A 23,270-nucleotide genomic window follows, 5' to 3' on the forward strand; every position below is an offset into this window, starting at 1 on the left:
GCTCGCGGCACCCGGCCAACAGGTCTACCATAGGCGCTCGTCGCCCGCGCGACCGCCGGCACGGCATGCGGCTTGCGCCTGCCCCTTTCCTCGTTGCCCCCGCACAGGAGGACGTCATGACGCAACACTTCGATGCAATCGTCATCGGCACCGGCCAGGCCGGGCCGCCGCTCGCCGCGCGGCTCGCCGGCGCCAGCATGAAAGTCGCGATCATCGAGCGCGGCCGCTTCGGCGGCACCTGCGTGAACACCGGCTGTATCCCCACCAAGACGCTGATCGCGAGCGCGTACGCCGCGCAGCTTGCACGGCGCGCCAGCGAATACGGCGTGTCGGTCGGCGGCCCCGTCACCGTCGACATGAAAGCCGTGAAGGCGCGCAAGGACCAGATTTCCGGCCGCTCGAACCACGGCGTCGAGCAATGGGTGCGCGGCCTCGACAACACCACCGTCTTTCAGGGTCACGCCCGGTTCGAACGCGCGAACGCGGTGCGCGTGGGCGATGACGTGCTCGAAGCCGAGCGCATCTTCATCAACGTCGGCGGACGCGCGCAGGTGCCCGCGATGCCGGGCCTCGACTCGGTGCCGTACCTGACCAACTCGACGATGATGGACGTCGACTTCCTGCCCGATCATCTGGTGATCGTCGGCGGCAGCTATGTCGGGCTCGAATTCGGTCAGATGTACCGCCGCTTCGGCTCGCAGGTCACGATCGTCGAGAAAGGCCCGCGCCTGATCCGCCGCGAGGACGAGGACGTGTCGCAGGCCGTGCGCGAGATCCTCGAAAACGAAGGGATCGACGTGCAGCTCGACGCGAACTGCCTGAACGCGCGCCGCGACGGCGACGGCATCGTGGTCGGCCTCGACTGCGCGGGCGGCGGCCGCGAGGTCGCGGGCTCGCACCTGCTGCTCGCGGTCGGGCGCGTGCCGAACACCGACGATCTCGGGCTCGACCGCGCGGGCATCGCTACCGATGCGCGCGGCTACATCACCGTCGACGAGCAGTTGCGCACCAACGTGCCCGGCATCTGGGCGCTCGGCGACTGCAACGGACGCGGCGCGTTCACGCACACCGCGTACAACGACTACGAGATCGTCGCGGCCAATCTGCTCGACGACGATCCGCGCAAGGTGTCCGACCGCATCATGGCCTACGCGATGTACATCGATCCGCCGCTCGGCCGCGTCGGCATGACGCTCGCGGAAGCGAAGCAGACGGGCCGCCGGCTGCTGGTCGGCACACGCCCGATGACGCGCGTCGGCCGGGCGGTCGAGAAAGGCGAGAGCCAGGGCTTCATGAAGGTGATCGTCGATGCGGACAGCCACGCGATCCTCGGCGCGTCGATCCTCGGCGTGACCGGCGACGAAGTCGTGCACGGGATGCTCGACGTGATGACCGCCGGCGCGCCGTACACGACCATCAGCCGCGCGATGCATATCCACCCGACCGTGTCCGAGCTGGTGCCGACGCTGCTGCAGGATCTGCATCCGGTCGAATGACGCACGGCAGGCGGGCGGCCGCGCATCCGGTTCCATCGGTGTGCGAAGATGGCCGCTCGCCACGCCATCCGGGAACGCCATGGACCGCCTGCAAACGATGCAGATCTACGTACAGATCGTCGAACGCGGCAACTTCACGCAGGCCGCCGACGCGCTGCAGCTGCATCGGCCGGCCGTCACGAAAGCCGTGCAGCAGCTCGAACAGGAGCTCGGCGTCCGGCTGCTGAACCGCAGCACGCGCCGCGTCAGCGTGACGGCCGAAGGCGAGGCGTTTCATGCGCGCTGCGTGCAACTGCTCGCCGGCATCGACGATGCGTTCGCGTCGTTCCCCAAGCAGCGCGCGGTACCGAAAGGCCGGCTGCGGATCGACATTGCGCTCGCGCTCGCGAAGACGATCGTGATTCCGGCGCTGCCCGACTTCCAGCAGCGCTATCCGCAGATCGAACTCGTGCTCGGCGCGAGCGACCAGCCGGCCGACCTGATCGGCGAAGGCATCGACTGCGTGGTGCGGGTCGGGACGCTGAAGGATTCGAGCATGGTCGCGCGCACCGTCGGCGCGGTGTCGATGGCCACGTGCGCATCGCCCGCCTATATCGCGCGCCACGGTTTGCCGCGTACGCTCGACGATCTGCGGACGCATCGCGCGGTCAACTTCTTCACCGGCCGCAACCGCCGCGTGCTCGAATGGACGTTCCGCCCGCACGGCGAAACCATCGCGGTGAAGCTCGCGAGCAGCCTGCTCACCGACAACTCGGAAGCGCTGCTGTCCTGCGGGCTCGCGGGCCTCGGCATCGTGCACGCGTTGCGGCCCGCGCTGCAGCCGAGCATCGACTCGGGCCAGTTGATCGAGCTGCTGCCCGGCGTGCCGGCCGTGCCGAAGCCGGTGTCGGTGCTGTACCCGAACCGCGCGCATCTGCCCGACAAGGTGCGCACGTTCATCGACTGGCTGACCGAGCTGTTCGCACGGCGTTATCCGGCATAAAACAGGTTCGCATTGATTGTTATTCGTCAAATAACAATCAATGATCCTGCCGCGCGTTTATCCGGTGCGGATGCCCGCCTACGATGCTGCTTCATCGACACCCGTTCATCGAAGGAGCGCTCCATGACCCGCATCGTTCGTTTCCACCGCATCGGCGGCCCCGAAGTCCTGCAGATCGACACCGTCGACGTGCCCGCGCCGGGCCCCGACGACATCCAGCTGCGCGTGAAGGCGATCGGCGTCAATCGCGCGGAAGTCATGTTCCGCAGCGGCGAATACACGTTCATGCCACGCTTTCCGGCATCGCTCGGCTACGAGGCGTCGGGCGTGGTCGCGGCGGTCGGCCGCAACGTGACGACGTTCGCGGAAGGCGACGCGGTGAACGTCGTGCCGGCCTTCTCGTTCGCCGACTACGGGATGTACGGCGAAGTGGTGAACGTACCGGCGCGTGCGGTGGTCAAGCATCCGGACAGCCTGTCGTTCGAGGAGGCGGCCGCGACGTGGATGATGTTCGTGACGGCCTACGGCGCGCTGATCGAACTTGGCGGCCTCCAGCGCGGCGAGGCGGTGCTGATCGGCGCCGCGTCGAGCAGCGTCGGGCAGGCCGCGATCCAGGTGGCGAATCGGGTCGGCGCGGTGCCGATCGCGCTGACGCGCGGCGAAGCGAAGCGCCAGGCGCTGCTTGACGCGGGCGCGAAGCACGTGATCGTCGGCAGCCCCGCCGACCTGCCGCGGCAGGTGGCGGAACTCACGGGCGGCATCGGCGCGCGCCTCGTGTTCGATCCGGTGGGCGGCCCCGAGGCGGCGAACCTGCTGCGCGCGCTGGCCATCAACGGCACGTTCTTCCAGTACGGCGCGCTCGATACGCGCGACATCCCTGTGCCGCTGATGGACCTGCTCGCGCGCCACCTGACGCTGCGCGGCTACGAGCTGTTCGAGATCACCGGCGACGCGCAACGGCTCGAACGCGCGAAGCGCTTCATCGTCGACGGCCTCGCGGCCGGCGCGCTGAAGCCGCGGATCGATCGTACGTTCGCGTTCGACGACATCGCGGATGCGCACCGCTACATGGAAGCCGGTGCGCAGGTCGGGAAGATCGTCGTCACGGTGTGAGCGGTTGTCCGAGCCGCACCCATGGCGAGCGGCGCGCGCCGCTCGTCAGCTTTCGAAATACTGCGGCCGGTCGATGTCAGCCAGCAACCCCGGCTGCGTCGGCGCCCAGCCGAGCGATGCCCGCGTGCGCTCGCTGGTTGCGGGCGCATCCATCCCCGCAAATCTCGCGAACCAGCCGAAGTGCTCGCCGGCTTCCGACGCCGACTTCGCGACGACCGGCACGTTCAGCCGCCGCCCGATCACCTCGGCGATCTCGCGAAACGGCACGCCCGTATCGTCGACCGCGTGATAGCGCGCGCCGGCCGCGCCGCGCTCGATCGCTAGCCGATACACGCGCGCCGCGTCGAGCCGGTGCACGGCCGGCCAGCGGTTCGCACCGTCGCCGATGTACGCCGACACGCCCTTCTCCCTCGCGAACGCAATCAGGCGCGGCACGAACGCGTGATCGCCGTCGCCGTGCACGGACGGCGGCAGCCGGACGACCGACGCGTGCACGCCGCGCGCTTCGAGCGCGACCGCCGTCGCTTCGGACGCACGCGGATAATTTTCCGACACCGGCACGTGCGGATCGTCCTCCGTCGCCGCGCGGCCGGGCGCGACGAGCGCCAGGCCCGACGTGACGATCAGCGGCCGCGCCGAGCCCACGAGCGCCGCGCCGATCGTCTCGATCGCGCGGCGGTCGAGTTCGCAGTTCTGCGCGAAGCGCGAGAAGTCGTGATTGAATCCCGTGTGGATCACCGCATCGGCGGCTTCGGCGCCGCGCGTGAGGCTGTCGAGATCCTCGAGCGACCCGCGATGAACGTCGGCGCCCGCCGCGGCAACCGACGCCGCGGCCGCGTCGGACCGCGCCAGCCCGAGCACCGAGTGCCCGGCGGCCACGAGCTCGGCCACGACGGCCGAGCCGACGAATCCCGATGCTCCCGTAACAAAGACACGCATGTTCAGCACCTCCGGATGAAATGGAGGCTTACTATCTGTCGAGCGCCGCTCGCGGTGAAGTCGTGACGGTTTACTGGTAAACGAACTAACAGGATATGGCTGACGCCCCCGACAACCTGCTCGGCGCGTACCTGCGGGACCGCCGCGAAAAACTCGACCCGGCCGCGCTCGGTCTGCCGGCGACGCGCCGCCGCACGCCGGGCTTGCGGCGCGAGGAAGTCGCGCAGCGCGCGCACGTGAGCGTCGCGTGGTACACGTGGCTCGAACAGGGGCGCGGCGGCGCGCCGTCGGCCGACGTGCTCGACCGGCTCGCCCGCGCGCTGATGCTCAACGAGGCCGAACGCGAGCACCTGTTCCTGATCGGCGTCGGCCATCCGCCCGAGGTGCGCTATCACGCGCCGGCCGGCGTGACGCCGCGCCTGCAGCACGTACTCGATTCGCTCGACGCGAGCCCCGCGATCATCCGCACCGCGACGTGGGACGTCGCCGCGTGGAACGACGCGGCGGCCGCGACGCTGACCGACTATGCGACGCTGCCACCGGCCGCGCGCAACATCCTGCGGCTGATCTTCGTCGACGCGGGCGTGCGTTACGCGCAGCCGAACTGGGAGCGTGTCGCGCGATTCGCGGTCGGCGCGTTTCGTGCGGACGTCGCGCGCAGCGGCGCGACGCAGGCGGTGCAGGCGTTCGTCGACGAGATGCGCGCGACGAGCGCCGAATTCGACGCGATGTGGCGCGACCACGATATCCGTACGCACGACGAAGGTACGAAGGAGATCCGCCATCCGCAAGCCGGCCGGATCGCACTCGAATATTCGGCGTTCTCGGTCACCGGCAGCCCGGACCTGAGCCTCGTGATCTTCACGCCGGTGACGCCGGCCGATCGCGCGCGGATCCGGGAACTCGTCGCGGCCCGCGAACAGGCGCGCGCAACACAGGCGCCGGCTGCGTGACCTCACGCGGCTTTCCCGGGAACCTGATTCAGGACGACACGTATCAGCGGATCACGAGGCAGACCTCGTCGTTCGATATCCACCACTGACGAACGCGGGCGAAAAACGCAAAGGGGCGTCGCGCACGAATGCGCAACGCCCCTTTGTTCGTTCACGGAAAAGCGCCGGCTACGCGGCGCGCTGCAGCAGGTCCGTGGCGAACGACTTCGCATGCGCGACGGCTTCCTGCGCGTCGCCGAATACGCCGAGCTGATCCCAGTGCTCCTCGGCCGCGTAGGTGCCTTTCACGGCGAGCGCCCGCTGGACGCTCAACTGCGCCGCGTATCGGCCGTCGTCCAGCGGCCTGGCCGTCGCGACCACCTTGTGCGGTGGACTCGCCCGCTCGGGCTGAACCAGCTCGACAGGGCCGCTGAGCGTGCCGATGTTCATCAACTCGTTTCTGGTGTTGCAGTCCGGACAGTAGAAGCACCAGCCGGCGCCCTCCTGATGGTGCCTGACCTGCCCGCGAGCCAGCACGGCACGACATTCGACGTTTTCGCAGATGAACGGCATCGCAGTCTCCGGAGTTGTTTGACGGAAATCCTAGCATGTCCGACGGCGGTCAACCATCGGCATCCGCATGATTGCCGTACTGGCAGTTTCGGCTGGTTACGGAGGCCCGGTCAGGCAAGCGTCGGCGCCTTTCGCTGCACTGCAAAATCGGCGCTTTTTCCCGCATCGGGAAGCCGCCTGCACGACCGCGACGGTCGCCGGTAGGCCGGCGACGAAGCGACTGCTCGACATCACCCGGGATAAACTGTCAGGCCGATACCGAACCGAGAGAAGCGTCATGTTGATCCGCGTTGCGACCCTGGCCGATGCCGTCCCGCTTGCCAAATTGAAGCGCGATACGTTTCGCGAAACCTTTCTGCAGGACGGATTCGGCATCGACTACCCGCCGCACGATCTGGCCGAATACGAAGCCCGGACTTACTCGGTGGCAGCGATCACCGAACAGCTCGCCGACCCGCAACGCCGCACGTGGGTCACGGAAGGCGACGACGGCACGCTGGTCGGATATGCGCACGCGGGGCCGTGCAAGCTTCCGCATCCGGACGTGGCGGACGGCTCGGGCGAGATCCATCAGATCTGCCTTCGACGCGGCACGCAAGGTACCGGCGCCGGACGGGCATTGTTCGACGCCGCGCTCGAGTATCTCGCCGCGACGCGCCCCGGCCCGGTATGGCTGGGCGTGTGGTCAGGCAATGCGAAGGCCATCGCGTTCTACGAGAAGGCCGGCTTCAAGCGGGTCGGTACGTACGATTTCAAGGTCGGCGAATCGACCGATCTGGAGTTCATCTACCGTCGCTGAGCGTCGCTTTCCGTCGGCATCGCATCCGCGCGGCGCAAACGAATACAGTCGATCGAAGGCGGCGTAAACGACGTTTTTCCCTCGTTTCGAGTCAAACGACACAATTCGAGGGTTCCCGGTAAAATTCGCCATTCCGGGGTTCTCGATCAATTGCTTCGTCATGCATCGCATTGGATTTTTCGTTTGCCGCGGCTACGACGCGCTCGATCTGGGCGGCCCGTTGTCGGCCTTCAATCAGGTGGCCACGGCCGCCGGCCATACGCCCTACGATCTTCACGTCATCTCACCCACCGGCGGCCCGATTCCCGGCAATACCGGCCTTTCGATCGACACGAAGCCGGTCGGACGGCGCGCGTTCGACACCATCGTGTTCGTCGGCGGCGATATCGCGCCGATGCAGACTTCGGAAAACATCACCGCGGCCAGCAAGCTGGCCGCCAAGGCGTCGCGAGTGGCCAGCGTGTGTACGGGTGCATTTCTGCTCGCGGAAACCGGCTCGCTCGACGGTTTGAGAGCTGCGACGCACTGGCGATACGCCGCGCAGTTGCAGTCACGCTTCCCTCGCACGCGGGTCGACGGCGACAGTATCTATGTGGTCGATGGCCGCGTCTGGACATCGGCGGGCATCGCCTCCGGCATCGACCTGGCGCTCGGCATGATCGAACGGGACATGAGCGCGGAGATCGCGCGCGAGGTCTCCCGGCTGCTGGTCGTGCCGTATCGGCGACCCGGCGGGCAATCGCAATTCTCGGCGATGTCGCAGATGGAGCCGGAATCGGATCGCATCCGCATCGCACTGAATTTCGCCCGCGAACACCTGACCGAAGCGTTGCCGGTCGAACGGCTCGCCGATGCAGCGAGCTTGAGCGTGCGACAGTTCGGACGCGCATTTCGCCGGGAAACCGGTGAAACGCCGGCGAGGGCGGTCGAGCGCTTGCGCGTCGAAGCGGCGAGACTGCGCCTGCAGGGCGGCAGCGAACCGATCGAACAGATTGCGCTGGCAGTGGGATTCACCGATCCGGAGCGGATGCGCCGAGCCTTCATCAAGCTGCTCGGACACCCGCCGCAAGCGATTCGGCGCGAGAGCAGGTCGAACGCAGCACGCTGATCGAACGCCTGCCGATCAATGCGCTGCATGGTCGACGTCCCGCTAACGGCTGATAGGCGCGCGCGTAGCGTGACTACGCAACGCGCCCTTTCGCCGGACGTCGACGACCGTCAGTCCTTGACGGGTGGGTAAGCGTTCCACATGTCGCGATGCAGCTTCCACGTGCCGCCCTGCTTCAGGAAGACGAGCGTCTGCTTCGCGCGGATCTTGAGCTTTCCGTCACCGTCGCGAACCTCCACATCCGATACCTCCGTCACGACCCGGTCGTTACCGTAGAACTCGTCATTGCTGAACGAGACGGTGCCGGGCTTCGATCCGGCATACCCGCTGGTGAAGTACTCGGTGATCGCGCGGCGCCCGGTGACCTTGTCGCCGTCCGGCGGCAAGAGCGTGCCGTCGTCGGTATAGAGGCGGCCGATCGCGTCGTAGTCCCCTCGCGCAAAGGCATCCGCCCACCGTGCGTTTTCGGCCTTGATCGCCGCTTCGGGCAGGCGTTGCGCACCACCGGCGACAGCCGGCGCCGTGAATGCAAAAAAGGACACGCACGCTGCAAGCGCAGCCGTACAAAGATGAATCTGACGCATCGTATGATTTCCGAATCGGGTTTGAATTGAAGAGGCGGCGACCCTGTACGCGTCGCCGGCCAGCGTGTCAGCGGACGCCGGGAACGCGCGCGAGTCCCTTCGATGCGCCGGGCAGCTTCTTGTCGACCATCGCGACGAGTTCGGGTCGCGCCTCTCTCGGATGACCGGAGTGGAACGGCGGATCGGGATCGTATTCGACGACGAGCTGCGTGTATTCGGCGGCCTGCTGGCCGCGCAGCTTCGCCGCCACGCGCAGCGCGAAATCGATGCCCGCCGTCACCCCGCCGCCGCTCATGAAGCGGCCGTCGTCGTCTTCGACGAAGCGATCGGGAACCGGAATCGCGCCGTACTCGGCCAGCTTGTTGACGAACGCCCAATGGCAGGCGCTGCGCTTGCCATCGAGCACGCCCGTCGCGGCAAGCACGAGCGAGCCGTTGCACACCGACGTCACGTGTTTGGCGCTCTCCGCCAGACGCCGGATCTGCGCCTGATACGCCGGACGCATCGGCGCCGACAAATCGGACCCGCCAGGCACGAGGATCACGTCGGTCCGGTCGATATCGGCCAGCCGTTCGGTCTTCCCGTACACCACGCCGAATTCGAGCGTCACGTTGCCGCCGTCGAGGCTCGCGTAGCGAACGTTCGTATTCGGCAGCCGGTGGAAAATCTCGCTCGGGCCCGCGAAGTCGAGCAGTGTGCCGCCGTCGTAATTGACGATCAGGATGTTGAGCGGCTCGGTCGGCGCAAGCAGCGCTGGGCTGCCCGTCGGCGCCGGCGCAGGCGCAGCGTGCCCGAGCAACGCGCTGCCGCCCAGCACGGCGCCGAGGGTGGCGGCGCTGCCGAACTTCAGGACATCGCGGCGCGAACGGCCTGCCCGCGTGAGTTGCCCGCCCGGGGCATGATTGTCGCTACTGTCGGTCAAGATGATTGCTCCTTGCACTTCGGCCCATGGGCGAGCGCGACCACGCCGGGCCGGATCGAATAACCGCCACCGCGAACGGCGTGGCGGACGTCAAATCGGTATGGGGATGAGCCGGGATGACGTGCCGGACTCAGGAAGCGTGCAGCGCAGGCTCAGAGCTGCGACGCCCCGCCATCGACCACCAGCTCGGTGCCGACGACGAACGACGATTCGTCGCTGGCGAGATAGAGCGCCGCGTACGCGATGTCGTCGGCGTGGCCCATGCGGCCCACCGGAATCGCTTCGGCGAATTCGGCCTTGCGGTCGCGTACCCATTCGTCGGGCTTGCCCCACTTCGAAAGCAGCGGCGTATCGATCGCGCCGGGCGCGATCGCGTTGAAGCGGATTTTCCGGTCGAGAAATTCGTACGACCAGCTGCGGGCCAGCGAGCGCACGGCGGCCTTCGCCGCGGCGGTCAGCGAGATGCCGTGCTTGCCAGTCTGCGCGACGAACGAGGTATTGAGGATCACCGACGAACCTTCGCGCAAGTACGGCAGCGCCGCTTGAAGCGTGAACACCACGCCCTTGACGTTGACGTCCATGATGTCGTTGTACAGCGTGTCGTCGATGTCGTTGACGGCGGACGGAAACGCCCAGCCGGCATTGGCGAATACCACGTCGAGACCGCCGAACCTCTCGTTAACCTCGCCGGCAATCGCGCGCATGTCGTCGAGCGACCGCACATCGCCCTTGAGCACGACCGCATGCTCGCCGAGCTCCGCCTTCACGCGCTCGAATACGCGTTCGTCGCGCCCCGTCACCGCGACACGCGCGCCTTCTGAAATGAACAGCTTCGCGGTGGCCAGACCGATGCCGCTGGTGCCGCCCGTGATCAACGCCGATTTGTTCCTGAGTCGCATCTTCCGTTCCTTTTCATGTGGTGAGTCACCAGGCCGGATACGCGACACGCGATGGTGGTTGCGTGCTTGTTCCGGCTCGATCGTTCACGTGAAGTATGGAGCGGCATGCAGATGACTCAAAGGTCGTATAACCCTCGAAAAACGTCATTCGATGTGCGCAGGCGGCACCGCTAAAAAACAAAAGCGCGCAGGTCCGCCGGACCCTGCGCGCCTCGATCGAACGTAAATGACTTGCGCAAGCAAGCCGATGAAACGGCAACGCGTAACGCGGCTAGATGGTTTTCCCCGATAACCCGTGCATCGGCCGCCGCAACGCGGCGTCGAACGGATTCGTGCGTGGGCCGATCGCGTCGGCCTGGCGCCGCAGCAGTTCGACTACCATCGGCATCCGGTCGTCGCCGAGCCGCGACGCGAGCGTGCCGACGCTCAGCGCGCCGACCGGATAACCGGTGCGATCGAGGATCGGCACCGCGACGCCGGCCATCCCGTCGAGCACGCCGCTGTTGCGGCCCGCGTAGCCGAGTTGTCGCACGCGCTCGATCTCGGTGCGCAAATACACCTCGTCGAGCACGCCGTAACCGCGGATGCGCGGCACGTTGAAGCGGATCACCTCCTCGCGTTCGGCCTCGGGCAGGAACGCGAGGATCGCGAGGCTGCCCTGCCCGACGCCGAGCGCGATGCGGCCGCCGATGTCGCCGGTAAACGAGCGGATCGGGAACGGCCCTTCGCACAGGTCGAGACACACCGCGTCGAAGCCGCTCTTCACGAGCAGGAAGATGGTTTCGCCGAGGCTCGCGCACAGCCGCAGCAGCGCGGGTCGGCACAGCGTGCGCATGCTGCTCGGGTTGCCGGCCAGCGCGGCGAGCGCGAAGAAGTCGACGCTCAGCCGGTACAGCTTCGACTGCTCGTCCTGTTCGACCATCCCTTCGGCGATCAGCGATTGCAGGATCCGGTGCGCGGTGCCCTGCGTGAGGCCGACGGCCTTCGCGAGATGCGTGACGCGCACGCCGTCCTGCTGCATGCCGGCCAGCGCGCGCAGAATCGCGAGCGCACGCTGCAGCATGCCGGTGCCGGGCGCGCCGGCCGCATCGGCCGAATCAGCCGGGACAGCGTCCTCGTCCGGGTGCGGCATGCGCGCAGCCGGCGACGTTCCGGGCAAATGGGGTTCCTGCATGCCGGCTCTCCTCGACGATTTCACTGAACGGAATACGGTAACCGCCATTGTCGTCCGGTCGAAAATCCGCAGGCATCCGGGTGTGCACGGGATTGACGCGCGCGTTTCGCGGGTCGCCCGCCCTTCATCCACCGGAACGATTCGCACGCGATTTTTCCGTTCGTTCCATTCAATGGAATTTTTCAGAAATTCATCCCGTTCAGCAGAATTCCAAATTGACGCGCCGAAATATGGCTGGCTAGAGTCCGCGTCATCGGCGCACCGGCCAGGCGGTGCGCGAACCCGGAGTTCCCCATGTCGTTTCTCACGCTTACGGATCTGACGAAAACCTTCGGCGAGCTCACCGCCGTCGCGGACGTCAACCTGTCGGTCGAACAAGGCGAATTCGTGTCGCTGCTCGGGCCGTCCGGCTGTGGCAAGACGACCACGCTGCAGATGATCGCCGGCTTCGTCGACGTCACGCACGGCCGCATCGCGCTCGACGGGCAGGACATCACGCACCTGAAGCCGAACCGCCGCGGGCTCGGCATCGTGTTCCAGAGCTATGCGCTGTTTCCGCACATGAGCGTCGCGGAGAACGTCGGCTTCGGCCTCGACATGCGCGGCGTCGACAAGGCCGAGCGCGCGGAGCGCATCCGCGCGGCGCTGGCGCTCGTGCGGCTCGATGCGCTCGCGCACCGCTTTCCGCGCGAGCTGTCGGGCGGCCAACGGCAGCGCGTGGCGATAGCGCGCGCGGTGGTGATCGAGCCGCCGGTGCTGCTGCTCGACGAGCCGATGTCGAACCTCGACGCGAAGCTGCGCGAGGACATGCAGTTCGAGTTGCGCGCAATCCAGCGCAAGATCGGCACGACGACGATCATGGTCACGCACGATCAGTCGGAAGCGCTGTCGATCAGCGACCGCGTGGTCGTGATGGAAGCCGGCCGCATCACGCAGACCGATACGCCGTACCGCGCGTACGAACGCCCGGAGAATCATTTCGTGTCGCAGTTCATCGGCAAGGCGAACCTGCTGCCCGGCACGATCGTCGCGCACGACGGCGACGCGATCCGCATCGATCTCGGGCACGATCTCGCCGAGACCGGCCGCACGGCGCACCTGCCGCCACGCGAACGCGACATGCGCGTGGGCGATGCGGTGTCGGTCTGCATCCGCCCCGAGAAGCTCCGGCTGTGCGCGCCCGACGCCGGCCGTTTCGCCGCGACCGTCACGAGCCGCTTCTTCCTCGGCAGCCAGTGGCTGTACCGCGTCGACAGCGCGCTCGGCGAAGTGCTCGTGTGCTGCCAGAACGAAGGCACGGAGCCGCTCGCGGAAGGTGCGCCGGTCGGCATCGACTGGCACAGCGACGCCGTGCGCGTGATGCGCCGGGAGGCCTGAATGGGACAGCCTTCCCGCCCGCTCTCGACCGACGGCGCGCCAGCCGGGCTCGCGGCCTCCCCGGCCGCCGTCGACGCAATGTCGCCGCGCGCCGTCGGCGGCAACGCGCCGCGCGCGCGTTGGCGCGCGTACGCGCCGCTGTGGCTGATGTGCGCACCGGCCTTCGCGCTGTTCGCCGCGCTCGTGCTCGTGCCGCTCGCGATGACGTTCGTGCTGACGTTCTACCGCTTCGACCCGGCCACCGGCCCGATCGCCGCGTTCCAGTTCGGCAACTACGCGGAAGTGCTCGGCTCGTCGTACTTCCACACGATCTTCGCGCGCACGTTCGGCATCGCCGCGCTGACGACCGCGATCTGCGTCGCGATCGGCACGCCGGAAGCGTACGTGCTGTCGAAGATGCGCGACCCGTGGCGTTCGTTGTTCCTGCTCGCGATCCTCGCGCCGCTGCTCGTGTCGGTGGTCGTGCGCGCGTTCGGCTGGAGCATGCTGCTGAACACCAGCGGCCTCGTGAACCAGGCGCTCGCGCTCGTCGGCCTCGGGCCGTACAAGCTCGAATACACGACGTTCGCGATCGTGATCGCGCTGGTGCACGTGATGCTGCCGTTCATGGTGATTCCGGTGTGGACCGCGCTGCAGCGGCTCGATCCGCAGACGGAACACGCGGCGCTGTCGCTCGGCGCATCGCCGTTCACGACGCTGCGCCGCATCGTCGTGCCGCAACTGATGCCGGGCGTGCTGTCGGGCAGCCTGATGGTGTTCGGGCTGTCGGCGAGCGCGTTCGCGATTCCGGGCCTGCTCGGCGGACGGCGATTGAAGGTCGCGGCCACGGCCGTCTACGACGAATTCCTCGGCTCGCTGAACTGGCCGCTCGGCGCGACGATCGCCGTGCTGCTGCTCGCCGCGAACCTCGTCGTGATGCTCACTTACTACCGCGTGCTCGAACGCCGCTACGCGCGCAGCCTCGGAGGCGCATCGCGATGAGAAAGAACGGCCCCTTTGCGCTGGCCTTCCACACGCTCGTGATCCTGTTCGTGCTCGCGCCGCTCGCGATCGTCGTGCTGGTCGCGTTCACGCCCGACGAAACGCTGACGCTGCCGACCCATGGCGTATCGCTGCGCTGGTTCCGCGCGATCCTCGACTATCCGGACTTCGTCACCGCATTCGTCAACAGCGTGAAGCTCGCGTTCGCGTCGGCGACGCTGTCGCTCGCGATCGCGTTGCCGGCCGGCCTCGCGATCGGCCGCGCGACGTTCCCCGGCCGCGCATTCCTGAACGGGCTGCTGCTGTCGCCGCTCGTGATCCCCGGCCTCGTGCTCGGCATCGCGCTGCTGCGCTTCTTCGCGCTGATCGGCGCAACCGGCTCGTTCGCGTGGCTCGTGCTCGCGCACATGATCGTCATCACGCCGTTCGTGATGCGGCTCGTGCTCGCGTCCGTTGCCGGCCTCGACCGCAGCATCGAGCAGGCCGCGTGCTCGCTCGGCGCCGACCCGTGGACGACCTTCCGCCGCATCACGCTGCCGATGATCGTGCCGGGCATCACCGGCGGCTGGCTGCTCGCGTTCATCAACAGCTTCGACGAGCTGACGATGTCGATCTTCGTCACGTCGCCGCAGACGGTCACGCTGCCCGTGCGCATGTACATGTATGCGACCGAATCGATCGACCCGATGATGGCGTCGGTGTCGGCGCTCGTCATCTTCATCACCGCCGGCGCGATGCTGCTGCTCGATCGCGTGTACGGCCTGAACCGCATCCTGATCGGCCAACATTGATGACGACTCCCGTTTCCCGTTCCACCGACGTCGCGGACGACCGCGCGCAGTTCGTGCGCGTCGCCGAACGCGAACGCGCCGCCGTCGCGTTCACGCTCGACGGCCGCCCCGCGCACGCGCTTGCCGGCGACACCGTGCTCACCGCGATCCTCGTCGCGCAGCGTCGCGTGCGCGTCAGCGAATTCAGCGGTCAGCCGCGCGCGGGGTTCTGCCTGATCGGCGCCTGCCAGGACTGCTGGGTGCACACCGAAGCCGGCGCACGCATGCGCGCATGCTCGACGCCGATCGCCGAAGGCATGCGGATTCTCACGACCGCCCGGCCGGCCGCGACCGGAGACGCATCGTGAGCGCCGCACTGCAACCGGTGATCGTTGGCGCGGGGCCGGCCGGCGTGCGCGCGGCCGAGGCGCTGGTCGACGCCGGGCTGCGCCCGGTCGTGATCGACGAGAACGCGCGCTGGGGCGGACAGATCTATCGTCAACCGCCGGCCAACGCCGCGTTCGTGCGCGGCAAGCGCACGCTGTACGGCTTCGAGGCCGCGAAGGCCGACGCGGTGCACCGGACGATGGCCGCGCTGCTGCCGCACGTCGACTATCGGCCGAACACGCTTGCGTGGTCATGCGGCGCGAGCCGCGTCGACACGTTGCAGGACGGCCGCGAAGTGACGGTACCGTACTCGCACCTGATCGTCGCGAGCGGCGCGACCGACCGCATGCTGCCCGTGCCGGGCTGGACGCTCGCGGGCGTCTATACGCTCGGCGGCGCGCAGGTCGCGCTGAAGGCGCAGGGCTGCGCGATCGGCCGACGCATCGTGTTCGCGGGCACGGGGCCGCTGCTTTACCTCGTCGCCTACCAGTATGCGAAGGCGGGCGCACACGTCGCGGCCGTGCTCGACACGAGCCCGCTGCGCCGCCAGGCCGGCGCCGCGCCCGCGCTGCTGCGCATGCCGTCGATCTTCGCGAAAGGGCTCTACTACCACGGCTGGCTGCGCGCGCATGGCGTCGCGATCGAAACGGGCGTCACGCTCGAGCGCGTGCTCGGCGATCAACATGTGACGGGGCTCGCATGGCGCGCCGCCGGCGACTCGGCGCAGCCCGCGCCGCCGCGCGTGCTCGATTGCGATGCGCTCGGCCTCGGCTTCGGCCTGCGTTCCGAAACGCAGCTTGCCGATCTCGCCGGCTGCCGGTTCGGTTTCGACCCGCTCAACCGCGCGTGGCTGCCCGAACGCGACGCGGCCGGGCGCACGTCGGTGCGCGGCCTCTACGTCGCCGGCGACGGCGCGGGTATCGCGGGCGCCGACGCGGCCGAAGCGTCGGGCCGGCGTGCGGCGCTCGCCCTGCTCGACGATGCCGGCATCGCATCGCGCTCGCCGTCCGGCCAACCCGACGCGGCGGCACTCGAACGCACGCTCGCCCGCATCGGCGCATTCCGCGCGGGCCTCGAAGCCGCGTTCGCGCCGCCGGTCGAACAGGCTGCCCGCTGCCCCGACGACACGATCGTGTGCCGCTGCGAAGAGATCGACGCGGGCACGCTGCGCCGCTGCGTGCGCGAAGGCGCGGCGACCGAATTGAATCGGCTGAAGGCGCTGACCCGCGTCGGCATGGGCCGCTGCCAGGGCCGCATGTGCGGCGACGCGGCCGCGCTCGTGCTGGCCGCCGAAACCGGTCAGCCGCTCGCCGACGTCGGCCGGTTGCGTGCGCAACCACCCGTGAAGCCGTTCCCGATCTCGGCCGCGCTCGCGGGCGACGACGTCGCGGCGATTCCCGACGAGGCGCGCGATGAGTGAGATCCGGCATTACGACGTCGCGATCGTCGGCGGCGGCCTCGTCGGCGCGTCGGCCGCGCTTGCGCTCACGCGACGCGGGCTGCGCGTCGGGCTGTTCGAACGGCGCGACTGCGGCGCGCAGGCGAGCGGCGTGAACTACGGCGGCGTGCGCTGCCAGGGCCGGCCGGTCGAGCAATTGCCGCTTGCACTGCGGGCGCGGCGCATCTGGGATCGCCTGCCCGAGCTGATCCGCATCGATGGCGAATTCGTCGTGTCCGGCCACTTGCGACTCGCACGCAGCGACGCCGATCTCGATGCGCTCGACGCGTACGCCGTGCTCGCCAGCGAACACGGCTTGCCGCTGCAGGTGATGCGCGGCGACGCGTTCCGCCGCCGCTACCCGTGGCTCGGCCGCGCGGCGCTCGGCGGCTCGCTGTGCGAGACCGACGGCCATGCGAACCCGCGCGTCGTGTCGCCCGCGTTCGCGCGCGCGGCCCGCACAGCGGGCGCGGACGTGTTCGAGCACACCGCCGTCGATGAGGTTCATCACGACGGCACGCGTTTTCACTTGCAAGCGGGTGGCCGCGCGCACACCGCGACGTGGCTGATCAATTCGGCGGGCGCATGGGCGAACACGATCGCCGAACGCTTCGGCGAAGCCGTACCGATGGAGCCGATCTACCCGAACATGTGGGTGACCGAGCCGCTGCCGCCGTTCATCGCGCACAACCTCGGCGTGTATGGCGGCGGCGTGTACGCGCGGCAGGTCGCGCGCGGCAACTGCGTGATCGGCGGCGGCCGGGGCCGCGGCGACGGCGAGTTCGGCCAGCCGTCGGTCGATACGACGCGCGTGGTGATGCGCGATGCGTGCGCGCTGTTGCCCGCGCTGCGCGACGCACTGCTGATCCGCACGTGGAGCGGCGTCGAGGGCTGCACACCCGACCACAACCCGATCATCGGCGCGAGCCGCACCACGCCGAATCTGCTGCATGCGTTCGGCTTTTCCGGCGGCGGCTTCCTGCTCGCGCCGGGCGTCGGCGACGTGCTCGCCGATCTCATCACCACCGGCGAAACCGCGACGCCACTCGATGCATTCTCGATCGGCCGCTTCTTCCCGCAAGCCGTGCCGACCGCCCCTTTCCGTCAAGAGGAAACCCAAAGATGAAACTGCTCGGAACGATCGCGGCGGCCGCCGCCCTCTGCATCGCAGGCGCCGGCGCGCCCGCGTTCGCGCAAACGAAGACGATCTACGTCGGCATGAACGGCGGGCCGATGGAGAAGGCCTATACGAGCCAGGTGCTGCCCGACTTCGAGAAGGCGAACAACGTCAAGGTGGTGATCGTGCCCGGCACGTCGTCGGACGTGCTCGCGAAGCTGCTCGCGAACCGCAACAAGCCGCAGATCCACGTCGCGTTCCTCGACGACGGCGTGATGGCGCGCGCGGTGAGCCTCGGCGTGTGCCAGAAGCTCGACGATTCGCCGGTGCTCAAGGAGCTGTACCCGTTCGCGCGGATGAAGGACGACGTCGGCGCGGGCGTGCAGCTCGGGATGACCGGCATCGCGTACAACAAGAAGCTGTTCGCCGAGAAAGGCTGGGCGCCGCCGACCTCGTGGATGGATTTCGCCGATCCGAAATACAAGGGCAAGGTCGTGTTCCAGTCGGCGTCGAGCAGCACGTTCGGGCTGCACGGCTTCCTCGCGATCAACCGGCTGCTCGGCGGCAACGAGCAGAACGTCGAGCCCGGCTTCGGCAAGTGGGCGAGCACGGTCGGGCCGAACGTCGTCGAGTACATCCCGAACTCGGCGAAGATCTCAGAGATGGTGCAGACCGGCGAGGCCGGCCTGTTCCCGCTCACGCCGACCGGCGTCGGCGACCTTCAGGACAAGGGCATCCCCGTCGCGTATGCGAACCCGAAGGAAGGCCCGGTGCTGCTGCTCGTCGACCTGTGCGTGGTCGCGAACAATCCCGATCCGCAACTCGCGCAGAAGCTCGCGCAGTTCCTGCTGTCCGCGCCCGCGCAGACGAAGGCGGCCGAGGCCGGCAAGCAGATTCCGACCAACCGCCTCGCGAAGATGCCGGCCCCGATGCAGCAGAGCCTCGGCAACGTCGACGACCTGGTGCGCAAGGTGACGGTGGTCGACTGGACCGCGATCAATGCGCGCCGCGCGCAGTGGGATACGCGGTGGAACCGGCAGATCGAGCGGTGACGGGCCCCGGCGCGCGCTGGCACGGCCCCGCGCGCCCCGACCATCATTTGCGGGAGTGATGACACTTCCCTTTTTCTGCGGATTTGACCGGGGAGCGGCGGGCCGACAACACTAGCCCGCAGTGCCGCACGAGACGGCACGCGCCCGCCTCCCCCTTCAGAGTTCCGCCATGTACCCGACCGACACCGTGCAATCCCCGAGCGCCGTCCGGCCGCTCGCCGACCGGCAACTGCGCCGGATCGTCATCGCCTCCGTCGCCGGCAACGCGATGGAGTGGTACGACTTCTTCGTATACGGCACGGCCGCGGCGCTGGTGTTCGGCCACGTGTTCTTCCCGCCCGGCGCATCGCCGCTCGCCGGCAGCCTCGCCGCATTCGCGGCGTTCGCGCTCGGCTTCGTCGCGCGGCCGCTCGGTGGGATCGTGTTCGGCCACGTCGGCGATCGCTACGGACGCAAGGCGTCGCTCGTCTGGACGCTGCTGATCATGGGCGCGTCGACCTTCGCGATCGGCCTGCTGCCGACCTATGCGCAGGTCGGCCTGTGGGCGCCGGCCGCGCTCGTCGTGCTGCGCCTGCTGCAGGGCATCGCGTCCGGCGGCGAATGGGGCGGCGGCGTGCTGATGATCAGCGAGAACGCGCCGCCCGAGCAGCGCGGCTACTACGCGGCGTGGAGCCAGCTCGGCGTGGGCGGCGGCTTCGTGCTGTCGTCGGCCGCGTTTCTCGCCGCGCAGGCGCTGCCGGACGACGCGTTCCGCACGTGGGGCTGGCGGCTGCCGTTCCTCGCGAGCGTCGCGATCTTTGCGATCGGCATCTATATCCGCCGTCATCTGCCGGAAAGCCGCGACTTCGAGCAGGCCGGCAAGCGCGGCGCACACGCGCATTTGCCGATCGTCGAGTGCATCCGCCGTCACCCGAAGGAAATCCTGCTCGCGATGGGGCTGCGCGTGGCCGAGAACGGCGGTGCGTACATCTTCCTCGCGTTCTCGCTCGTCTACGGCAAATACCTGGGGATTCCGAACGGCACGATGCTGACCGGCGTGATGATCGCGATGATCGTCGAGATGGGCGCGATGCTCGCCTGGGGCCGGCTGTCCGACCGGATCGGCCGCAAGCCCGTGTACCTGATCGGCGCGCTGAGCCTCGTCGCGTGCGCGTTTCCGTTCTTCTGGCTGCTCGACACGCGCGTGACGCCGCTCGTATGGCTCGCGTTGACGATCGGCACGGCGGTGAGCCACGGCGCGATGATCGGCACGCTGCCCGCGCTCGTCGGCGAGCTGTTCAGCACCGAAGTGCGCTATTCGGGCGTCGCGCTCGGCCACGAAGTCGCGTCGATCTTCGCGGGCGGGATGTCGCCGCTGATCGCGACCGCATTGCTCGCGCGCTATCACGCGTCGTGGCCGGTGTCGCTGTTCCTGATTGCGCTCGGCCTCGTCACGGTCGCGACGCTGTGCGTGATGCGCGAGACGCGCACCCCGCCCGCCGACGGTTCGCGCGGCGACCCGGCATGAGCGCGCGCCGCTCAGCGCCCGGCGTCGCGCCGCGCGCTGTCGAACGCCGGCGCCAGCCCGAGATGGTCGAGCAGCCGCGCGAATTCGCCGAGCCGCTGCCGCATGTACGCGGGCACGTCGACCGCCGCATAGTCGTGGAAGCCGGCACCCGTGCGCACGCCGTCGCGCCCGGCTTCCATGTTGCGCACAACGCTCGCGGCCGGCGCGAAGCGCGGGCCGATCTCGCCGGCCAGGTACCGCGACGCGTAGTACAGGATGTCGCAGCCGCCCCAGTCGATGAATTCGAGCAGCCCGAGCACCGCGAAGCGCGGGCCGAAGCCGGTGCGGATTGCGGTGTCGATGTCCTCGGCGCTGGCCACGCCTTCCTCGACCATCCGCGCGGCCTCGTTCATCGCGAGCGCCTGGATGCGCGGGACGATATAGCCGGGCGCCGGCCCGCAGATCACCGGCTTCTTGCCCACGCGCTCGAGCAGCGCCGCGAGCACGTCGACGACGGTTTGATCCGTTGCGTCGCTGCGGCTCACCTCGACGAGCGGCATCAGCAGCGCGGGGTTCAGCCAGTGCGCGTTCAGCATCCGCGCCGGGTGCGCGACGTGGCGCTGCAATTCGGTGACGACGAACGTCGACGTGGTCGACGCGATCGTTGCATGCGCATCGACGTGTCGACCAAGCCAGCGCAACGCGTCGGCCTTTGCTTCGAGCACTTCGGGCAGCGCCTCGAACACGATGTCGGCATCGCACACCGCATCGGCCGCGCCGTCCCGCGCCACCAGCGTGATTCGCGCGGCGACGGCATCCGCCTGCGCGTTGTCGATGCGGCCCAGCGCGATCTGCGCATGCAACGGCCGGGTGATCTCGTTGCGCGTGCGATCGTCGAACGCGCGCCAGCCGGCCGCATCGCGCGGCTTGAAGTCGATCAGCGTCACGTCGAGGCCCGCGAACGCGAACACGAGCGCGATGCCCTGCCCCATGCGTCCCGCGCCGAGCACGTGGATGCGCGTCACATCGGCGGCCGCCTTCATGCCGAATACCCCGCGTCGAGCAGCGCGCGCAGCGCATCCTTCGACAGCGCCGCGAACCCGAGCCGCTCCAGCGTGCGCCCTTCCGCATACAGGTCGCGCACGGCGACCGCGCTCGCGATGCTCAGCAGCCCCTGCGCGACGGGCGTCGGCACGCCGGCCCAGCGCCCGCACGACACGATGAACGACAGCCCGAGCCGGGTGTCCTCGAGCATGTAGCGATGCGTGCGCAGATCGATCTTCTCGCGCCAGTCGCCGCTATCGGTCAGCTTGCCGTGCGCGCCGCGCCCGTACATCCACTCGTCGCCGTCGGTCGCGTAGTGATCGGCGAGCGGGAAATGCGGCGCACGGTAGCCGAGCGCTTCGCGCACCGCGATGCGTTCGGCGTCGAGCGCGTTCGTCACGCGGCGGATCGACGGCTGCGTGCCTTCGTTGTGGATGTCCCACGCGTCGAAGTGTTCGAGCGGCCCGGCGTTCATCAGGATCAGCGGCGGATGGATCACGGGGCCCGCGTTCATCAGTGCACCGGACAACGCATCCTCGACCGGCTCGACCGACGGATAGCCCGCGCGCAGCACGTCGAACGCCCAGCCGGCCGCGTTCGCCGGCCACACGCCGGTCGGCAGACGCGTCGCGTACGCGCTGATCACGACCTCGTTGTCGCCATGCTTGCGCACCAGGTACGGCAGCGTGCCGGTTTCGGCGAACGCGACGCGCGCACGGTTGCCGGCGTCGGCGGCCGCGCGGGCAAACACGACGCTGCCGAACGTGCCGGGCGGCAGGAACACGACCTGGCCATCCTCCAGCAGCGGCGCGACCTGCGCGGCGAGCGCGTCGTGCGACGTGGCCGGCAGCGGCACCACGACGAGCCGCGCGCCGCGCAGCGCGGCGGCCAGATCGTCGGTCAGGCGGATCGCGCCCGGCGCGTCGCCGAGCGGCACCGCGCGCTTGCCGCGATAGTCGGTGACGTTCAGTACGCCAAGCGCGCGCAGCCGCGCATGCGGCTCGCGATCGCGCCGCCACCACGTCACGTCGTGGCCTTTTTCGAGCAGGTCGATGGCCGCCGCATGGCAGCCGTGGCCGCCGCCCAGAACACATACCTTCATCGTTTTCTCCCGGTGATCGAGTATGTCCGAGACTACGCGGGCACTTGCACCGCGTCGCTTCAAAACGCGCAACGACGCGCCCGTTCGCGCAACGCAATCGCGGTGCGGCGGATGCCGCCGCGCCCCTGCATCCGCCACGAGGTCTACGAATGGACATCGCCCTTTCCCGCCATGCGCCGAACCGGCTCGGCACGCTGCAGGCGCCCGACGAAGTCGAACGCGCGGTCGCGCACCGGCTCGGGCCGCACCGGATGGCCGCGTCCGGCCGCGATCCGTTTCACGCGGAGCTGTACGAGGTGCCGCTGCATCACGGCGCGCTGCTCGAACTCTGCTACGGCCGCGAAACGCGCATCGAGTTCGGCGACGACGCCGATCACTTCCTGTTCCGGCTGACGCTCGCCGGTGCGTGCGAACTGCAGGCCGGCAACGTCGTCGCGCGCGCCGGCCCCGGCGCGCTGACCGTATCGTCGCCCGCGCTTCCGAGCCGTCTGCGCACGAGCCCCGATTGCCGCAACCTCGTGCTGCGGCTCGAACGCGGCGCGCTCGAGCGCAAGTTGCAGGACATGCTGCAGGCAACGCTCACGCGGCCGCTGCAATTCGATCTCGCGGCCGGCGGTGCCGGCGCGGGAGCCGCGCTCGTACGGCCGACCTTCGAATACCTGTGCCGGCTCGGCGCACAGCCGGGCATCGGTGCGGCGTCGCCGGTGTTCGGCGCCGACCTCACCGCGTGGCTGATGTCGCTGCTGCTCACGCACCTGCCGCATTCGTACAGCGACGCGCTGCGACGCGGCACGCCGCCACTGCCCGCGCACGTGCGCCGTGCGTGCGCTCACGTCGATGCGCACCTCGGCGAACCGCTCGCGCTCGCCGCGCTGGCGGCCGTCGCCGGGGTCGCGCCGCGCACGCTGCAACATGCGTTCCGCGCATTCCTGCACACTTCGCCGGCCGCGTACGTGCGCGAGCGCCGGCTCGCCGCCGTACACGCGGCGCTACAG

23 protein-coding genes are annotated in these 23,270 nt (G+C 68.8%); 15 read left to right on the plus strand and 8 right to left on the minus strand.

From position 1 onward, the window contains the following. The first annotated feature begins 116 nt into the window (after positions 1-116). From JMF86_RS24355 to JMF86_RS24365, 3 genes are all read left to right on the plus strand, one after another. On the plus strand, positions 117-1,496 hold the full coding sequence (locus JMF86_RS24355) for an FAD-containing oxidoreductase (RefSeq protein WP_011548351.1): 1,380 nt from the start codon (positions 117-119) through the stop codon (positions 1,494-1,496). A gap of 79 nt (positions 1,497-1,575) precedes the next feature. Then, positions 1,576-2,478 (plus strand): LysR family transcriptional regulator, encoded by a 903-nt coding sequence (locus JMF86_RS24360; RefSeq protein WP_011548352.1) that lies wholly within the window; start codon positions 1,576-1,578, stop codon positions 2,476-2,478. A gap of 123 nt (positions 2,479-2,601) precedes the next feature. Continuing rightward, positions 2,602-3,591, plus strand: coding sequence for a zinc-dependent alcohol dehydrogenase family protein (locus JMF86_RS24365; protein WP_011548353.1), 990 nt, complete (start codon positions 2,602-2,604; stop codon positions 3,589-3,591). Between the two features lie 45 nt (positions 3,592-3,636). Here JMF86_RS24365 and JMF86_RS24370 read toward each other — a convergent pair whose 3' ends face one another. Further along, positions 3,637-4,530: an SDR family oxidoreductase gene (locus tag JMF86_RS24370; protein ID WP_011548354.1), complete on the minus strand. Its 894-nt coding sequence runs from the start codon at positions 4,528-4,530 to the stop codon at positions 3,637-3,639. 95 nt (positions 4,531-4,625) lie between these two features. Between JMF86_RS24370 and JMF86_RS24375 the strand changes: the two genes are divergently transcribed. Further along, positions 4,626-5,483 carry a helix-turn-helix transcriptional regulator gene (locus tag JMF86_RS24375; protein ID WP_011548355.1) on the plus strand — a complete coding sequence of 286 codons (858 nt, stop codon included), beginning with the start codon at positions 4,626-4,628 and terminating at the stop codon, positions 5,481-5,483. 168 nt (positions 5,484-5,651) lie between these two features. Here JMF86_RS24375 and JMF86_RS24380 read toward each other — a convergent pair whose 3' ends face one another. Continuing rightward, positions 5,652-6,035 (minus strand): hypothetical protein, encoded by a 384-nt coding sequence (locus tag JMF86_RS24380; RefSeq protein ID WP_011548356.1) that lies wholly within the window; start codon positions 6,033-6,035, stop codon positions 5,652-5,654. 67 nt (positions 6,036-6,102) lie between these two features. On the opposite strand from JMF86_RS24380, the gene JMF86_RS24385 reads away from it, so the two are divergent. After that, positions 6,103-6,834 (plus strand): GNAT family N-acetyltransferase, encoded by a 732-nt coding sequence (locus tag JMF86_RS24385; RefSeq protein ID WP_226292279.1) that lies wholly within the window; start codon positions 6,103-6,105, stop codon positions 6,832-6,834. A 160-nt stretch (positions 6,835-6,994) separates the two neighbouring features. After that, positions 6,995-7,942 (plus strand): GlxA family transcriptional regulator, encoded by a 948-nt coding sequence (locus tag JMF86_RS24390; RefSeq protein WP_011548358.1) that lies wholly within the window; start codon positions 6,995-6,997, stop codon positions 7,940-7,942. Between the two features lie 110 nt (positions 7,943-8,052). On the opposite strand, the gene JMF86_RS24395 is transcribed toward JMF86_RS24390, so the two are convergent. The 4 genes from JMF86_RS24395 to JMF86_RS24410 form a co-directional block, all read right to left on the minus strand. Next, positions 8,053-8,526 carry an SgcJ/EcaC family oxidoreductase gene (locus JMF86_RS24395; RefSeq protein WP_011548359.1) on the minus strand — a complete coding sequence of 158 codons (474 nt, stop codon included), beginning with the start codon at positions 8,524-8,526 and terminating at the stop codon, positions 8,053-8,055. Positions 8,527-8,593: 67 nt separating this feature from the next. Then, positions 8,594-9,448, minus strand: a complete 855-nt coding sequence (locus JMF86_RS24400) for a DJ-1/PfpI family protein (protein WP_011548360.1) — start codon at positions 9,446-9,448, stop codon at positions 8,594-8,596. 152 nt (positions 9,449-9,600) lie between these two features. Further along, a complete protein-coding gene (locus tag JMF86_RS24405) occupies positions 9,601-10,347 on the minus strand; it encodes an SDR family oxidoreductase (RefSeq protein ID WP_011548361.1) in 747 nt (248 codons plus the stop codon). Between the two features lie 271 nt (positions 10,348-10,618). Further along, on the minus strand, positions 10,619-11,521 hold the full coding sequence (locus JMF86_RS24410) for an IclR family transcriptional regulator (RefSeq protein ID WP_201317167.1): 903 nt from the start codon (positions 11,519-11,521) through the stop codon (positions 10,619-10,621). A gap of 294 nt (positions 11,522-11,815) precedes the next feature. Here JMF86_RS24410 and JMF86_RS24415 point away from each other — a divergent pair, with 294 nt between their 5' ends. From JMF86_RS24415 to JMF86_RS24450, 8 genes are all read left to right on the plus strand, one after another. Then, positions 11,816-12,898, plus strand: a complete 1,083-nt coding sequence (locus JMF86_RS24415) for an ABC transporter ATP-binding protein (RefSeq protein ID WP_011548363.1) — start codon at positions 11,816-11,818, stop codon at positions 12,896-12,898. After that, the gene (locus JMF86_RS24420) at positions 12,899-13,879 is read left to right on the plus strand and encodes an ABC transporter permease (protein WP_011548364.1); all 981 of its coding nucleotides are present in this window, start codon (positions 12,899-12,901) and stop codon (positions 13,877-13,879) included. Next, positions 13,876-14,670: an ABC transporter permease gene (locus JMF86_RS24425; protein ID WP_006479666.1), complete on the plus strand. Its 795-nt coding sequence runs from the start codon at positions 13,876-13,878 to the stop codon at positions 14,668-14,670. Before JMF86_RS24420 ends, JMF86_RS24425 begins: the two co-directional genes overlap by 4 nt. Further along, positions 14,670-15,017 carry a (2Fe-2S)-binding protein gene (locus tag JMF86_RS24430; protein ID WP_011694657.1) on the plus strand — a complete coding sequence of 116 codons (348 nt, stop codon included), beginning with the start codon at positions 14,670-14,672 and terminating at the stop codon, positions 15,015-15,017. The genes JMF86_RS24425 and JMF86_RS24430 overlap by 1 nt, the downstream gene beginning before the upstream one ends. Beyond that, positions 15,014-16,456, plus strand: coding sequence for an NAD(P)/FAD-dependent oxidoreductase (locus JMF86_RS24435; RefSeq protein WP_011548366.1), 1,443 nt, complete (start codon positions 15,014-15,016; stop codon positions 16,454-16,456). Before JMF86_RS24430 ends, JMF86_RS24435 begins: the two co-directional genes overlap by 4 nt. Then, complete coding sequence (locus JMF86_RS24440) at positions 16,449-17,600, plus strand: FAD-binding oxidoreductase (RefSeq protein WP_011548367.1); 1,152 nt, start codon at positions 16,449-16,451, stop codon at positions 17,598-17,600. Before JMF86_RS24435 ends, JMF86_RS24440 begins: the two co-directional genes overlap by 8 nt. Further along, entirely contained in the window at positions 17,597-18,643 is a 1,047-nt protein-coding gene (locus tag JMF86_RS24445) for an ABC transporter substrate-binding protein (protein WP_011548368.1), read from the plus strand. The genes JMF86_RS24440 and JMF86_RS24445 overlap by 4 nt, the downstream gene beginning before the upstream one ends. Before the next feature lie 169 nt (positions 18,644-18,812). Then, complete coding sequence (locus JMF86_RS24450; RefSeq protein ID WP_011548369.1) at positions 18,813-20,150, plus strand: MFS transporter; 1,338 nt, start codon at positions 18,813-18,815, stop codon at positions 20,148-20,150. Between the two features lie 11 nt (positions 20,151-20,161). Here JMF86_RS24450 and JMF86_RS24455 read toward each other — a convergent pair whose 3' ends face one another. Further along, entirely contained in the window at positions 20,162-21,172 is a 1,011-nt protein-coding gene (locus JMF86_RS24455) for a 3-hydroxybutyryl-CoA dehydrogenase (RefSeq protein WP_011548370.1), read from the minus strand. Then, positions 21,169-22,275 (minus strand): NAD/NADP-dependent octopine/nopaline dehydrogenase family protein, encoded by a 1,107-nt coding sequence (locus JMF86_RS24460; RefSeq protein WP_011548371.1) that lies wholly within the window; start codon positions 22,273-22,275, stop codon positions 21,169-21,171. The genes JMF86_RS24455 and JMF86_RS24460 overlap by 4 nt, the downstream gene beginning before the upstream one ends. Positions 22,276-22,424: 149 nt before the next feature. Here JMF86_RS24460 and JMF86_RS24465 point away from each other — a divergent pair. Beyond that, a partial coding sequence (locus JMF86_RS24465) for a helix-turn-helix domain-containing protein (RefSeq protein WP_201317168.1) occupies positions 22,425-23,270 on the plus strand: 846 nt, incomplete at its 3' end.

The sequence above is a fragment of the Burkholderia sp. E168m15 genome, assembly GCF_016586105.1.
GTDB classification, from domain to species: Bacteria; Pseudomonadota; Gammaproteobacteria; order Burkholderiales; family Burkholderiaceae; genus Burkholderia; species Burkholderia orbicola.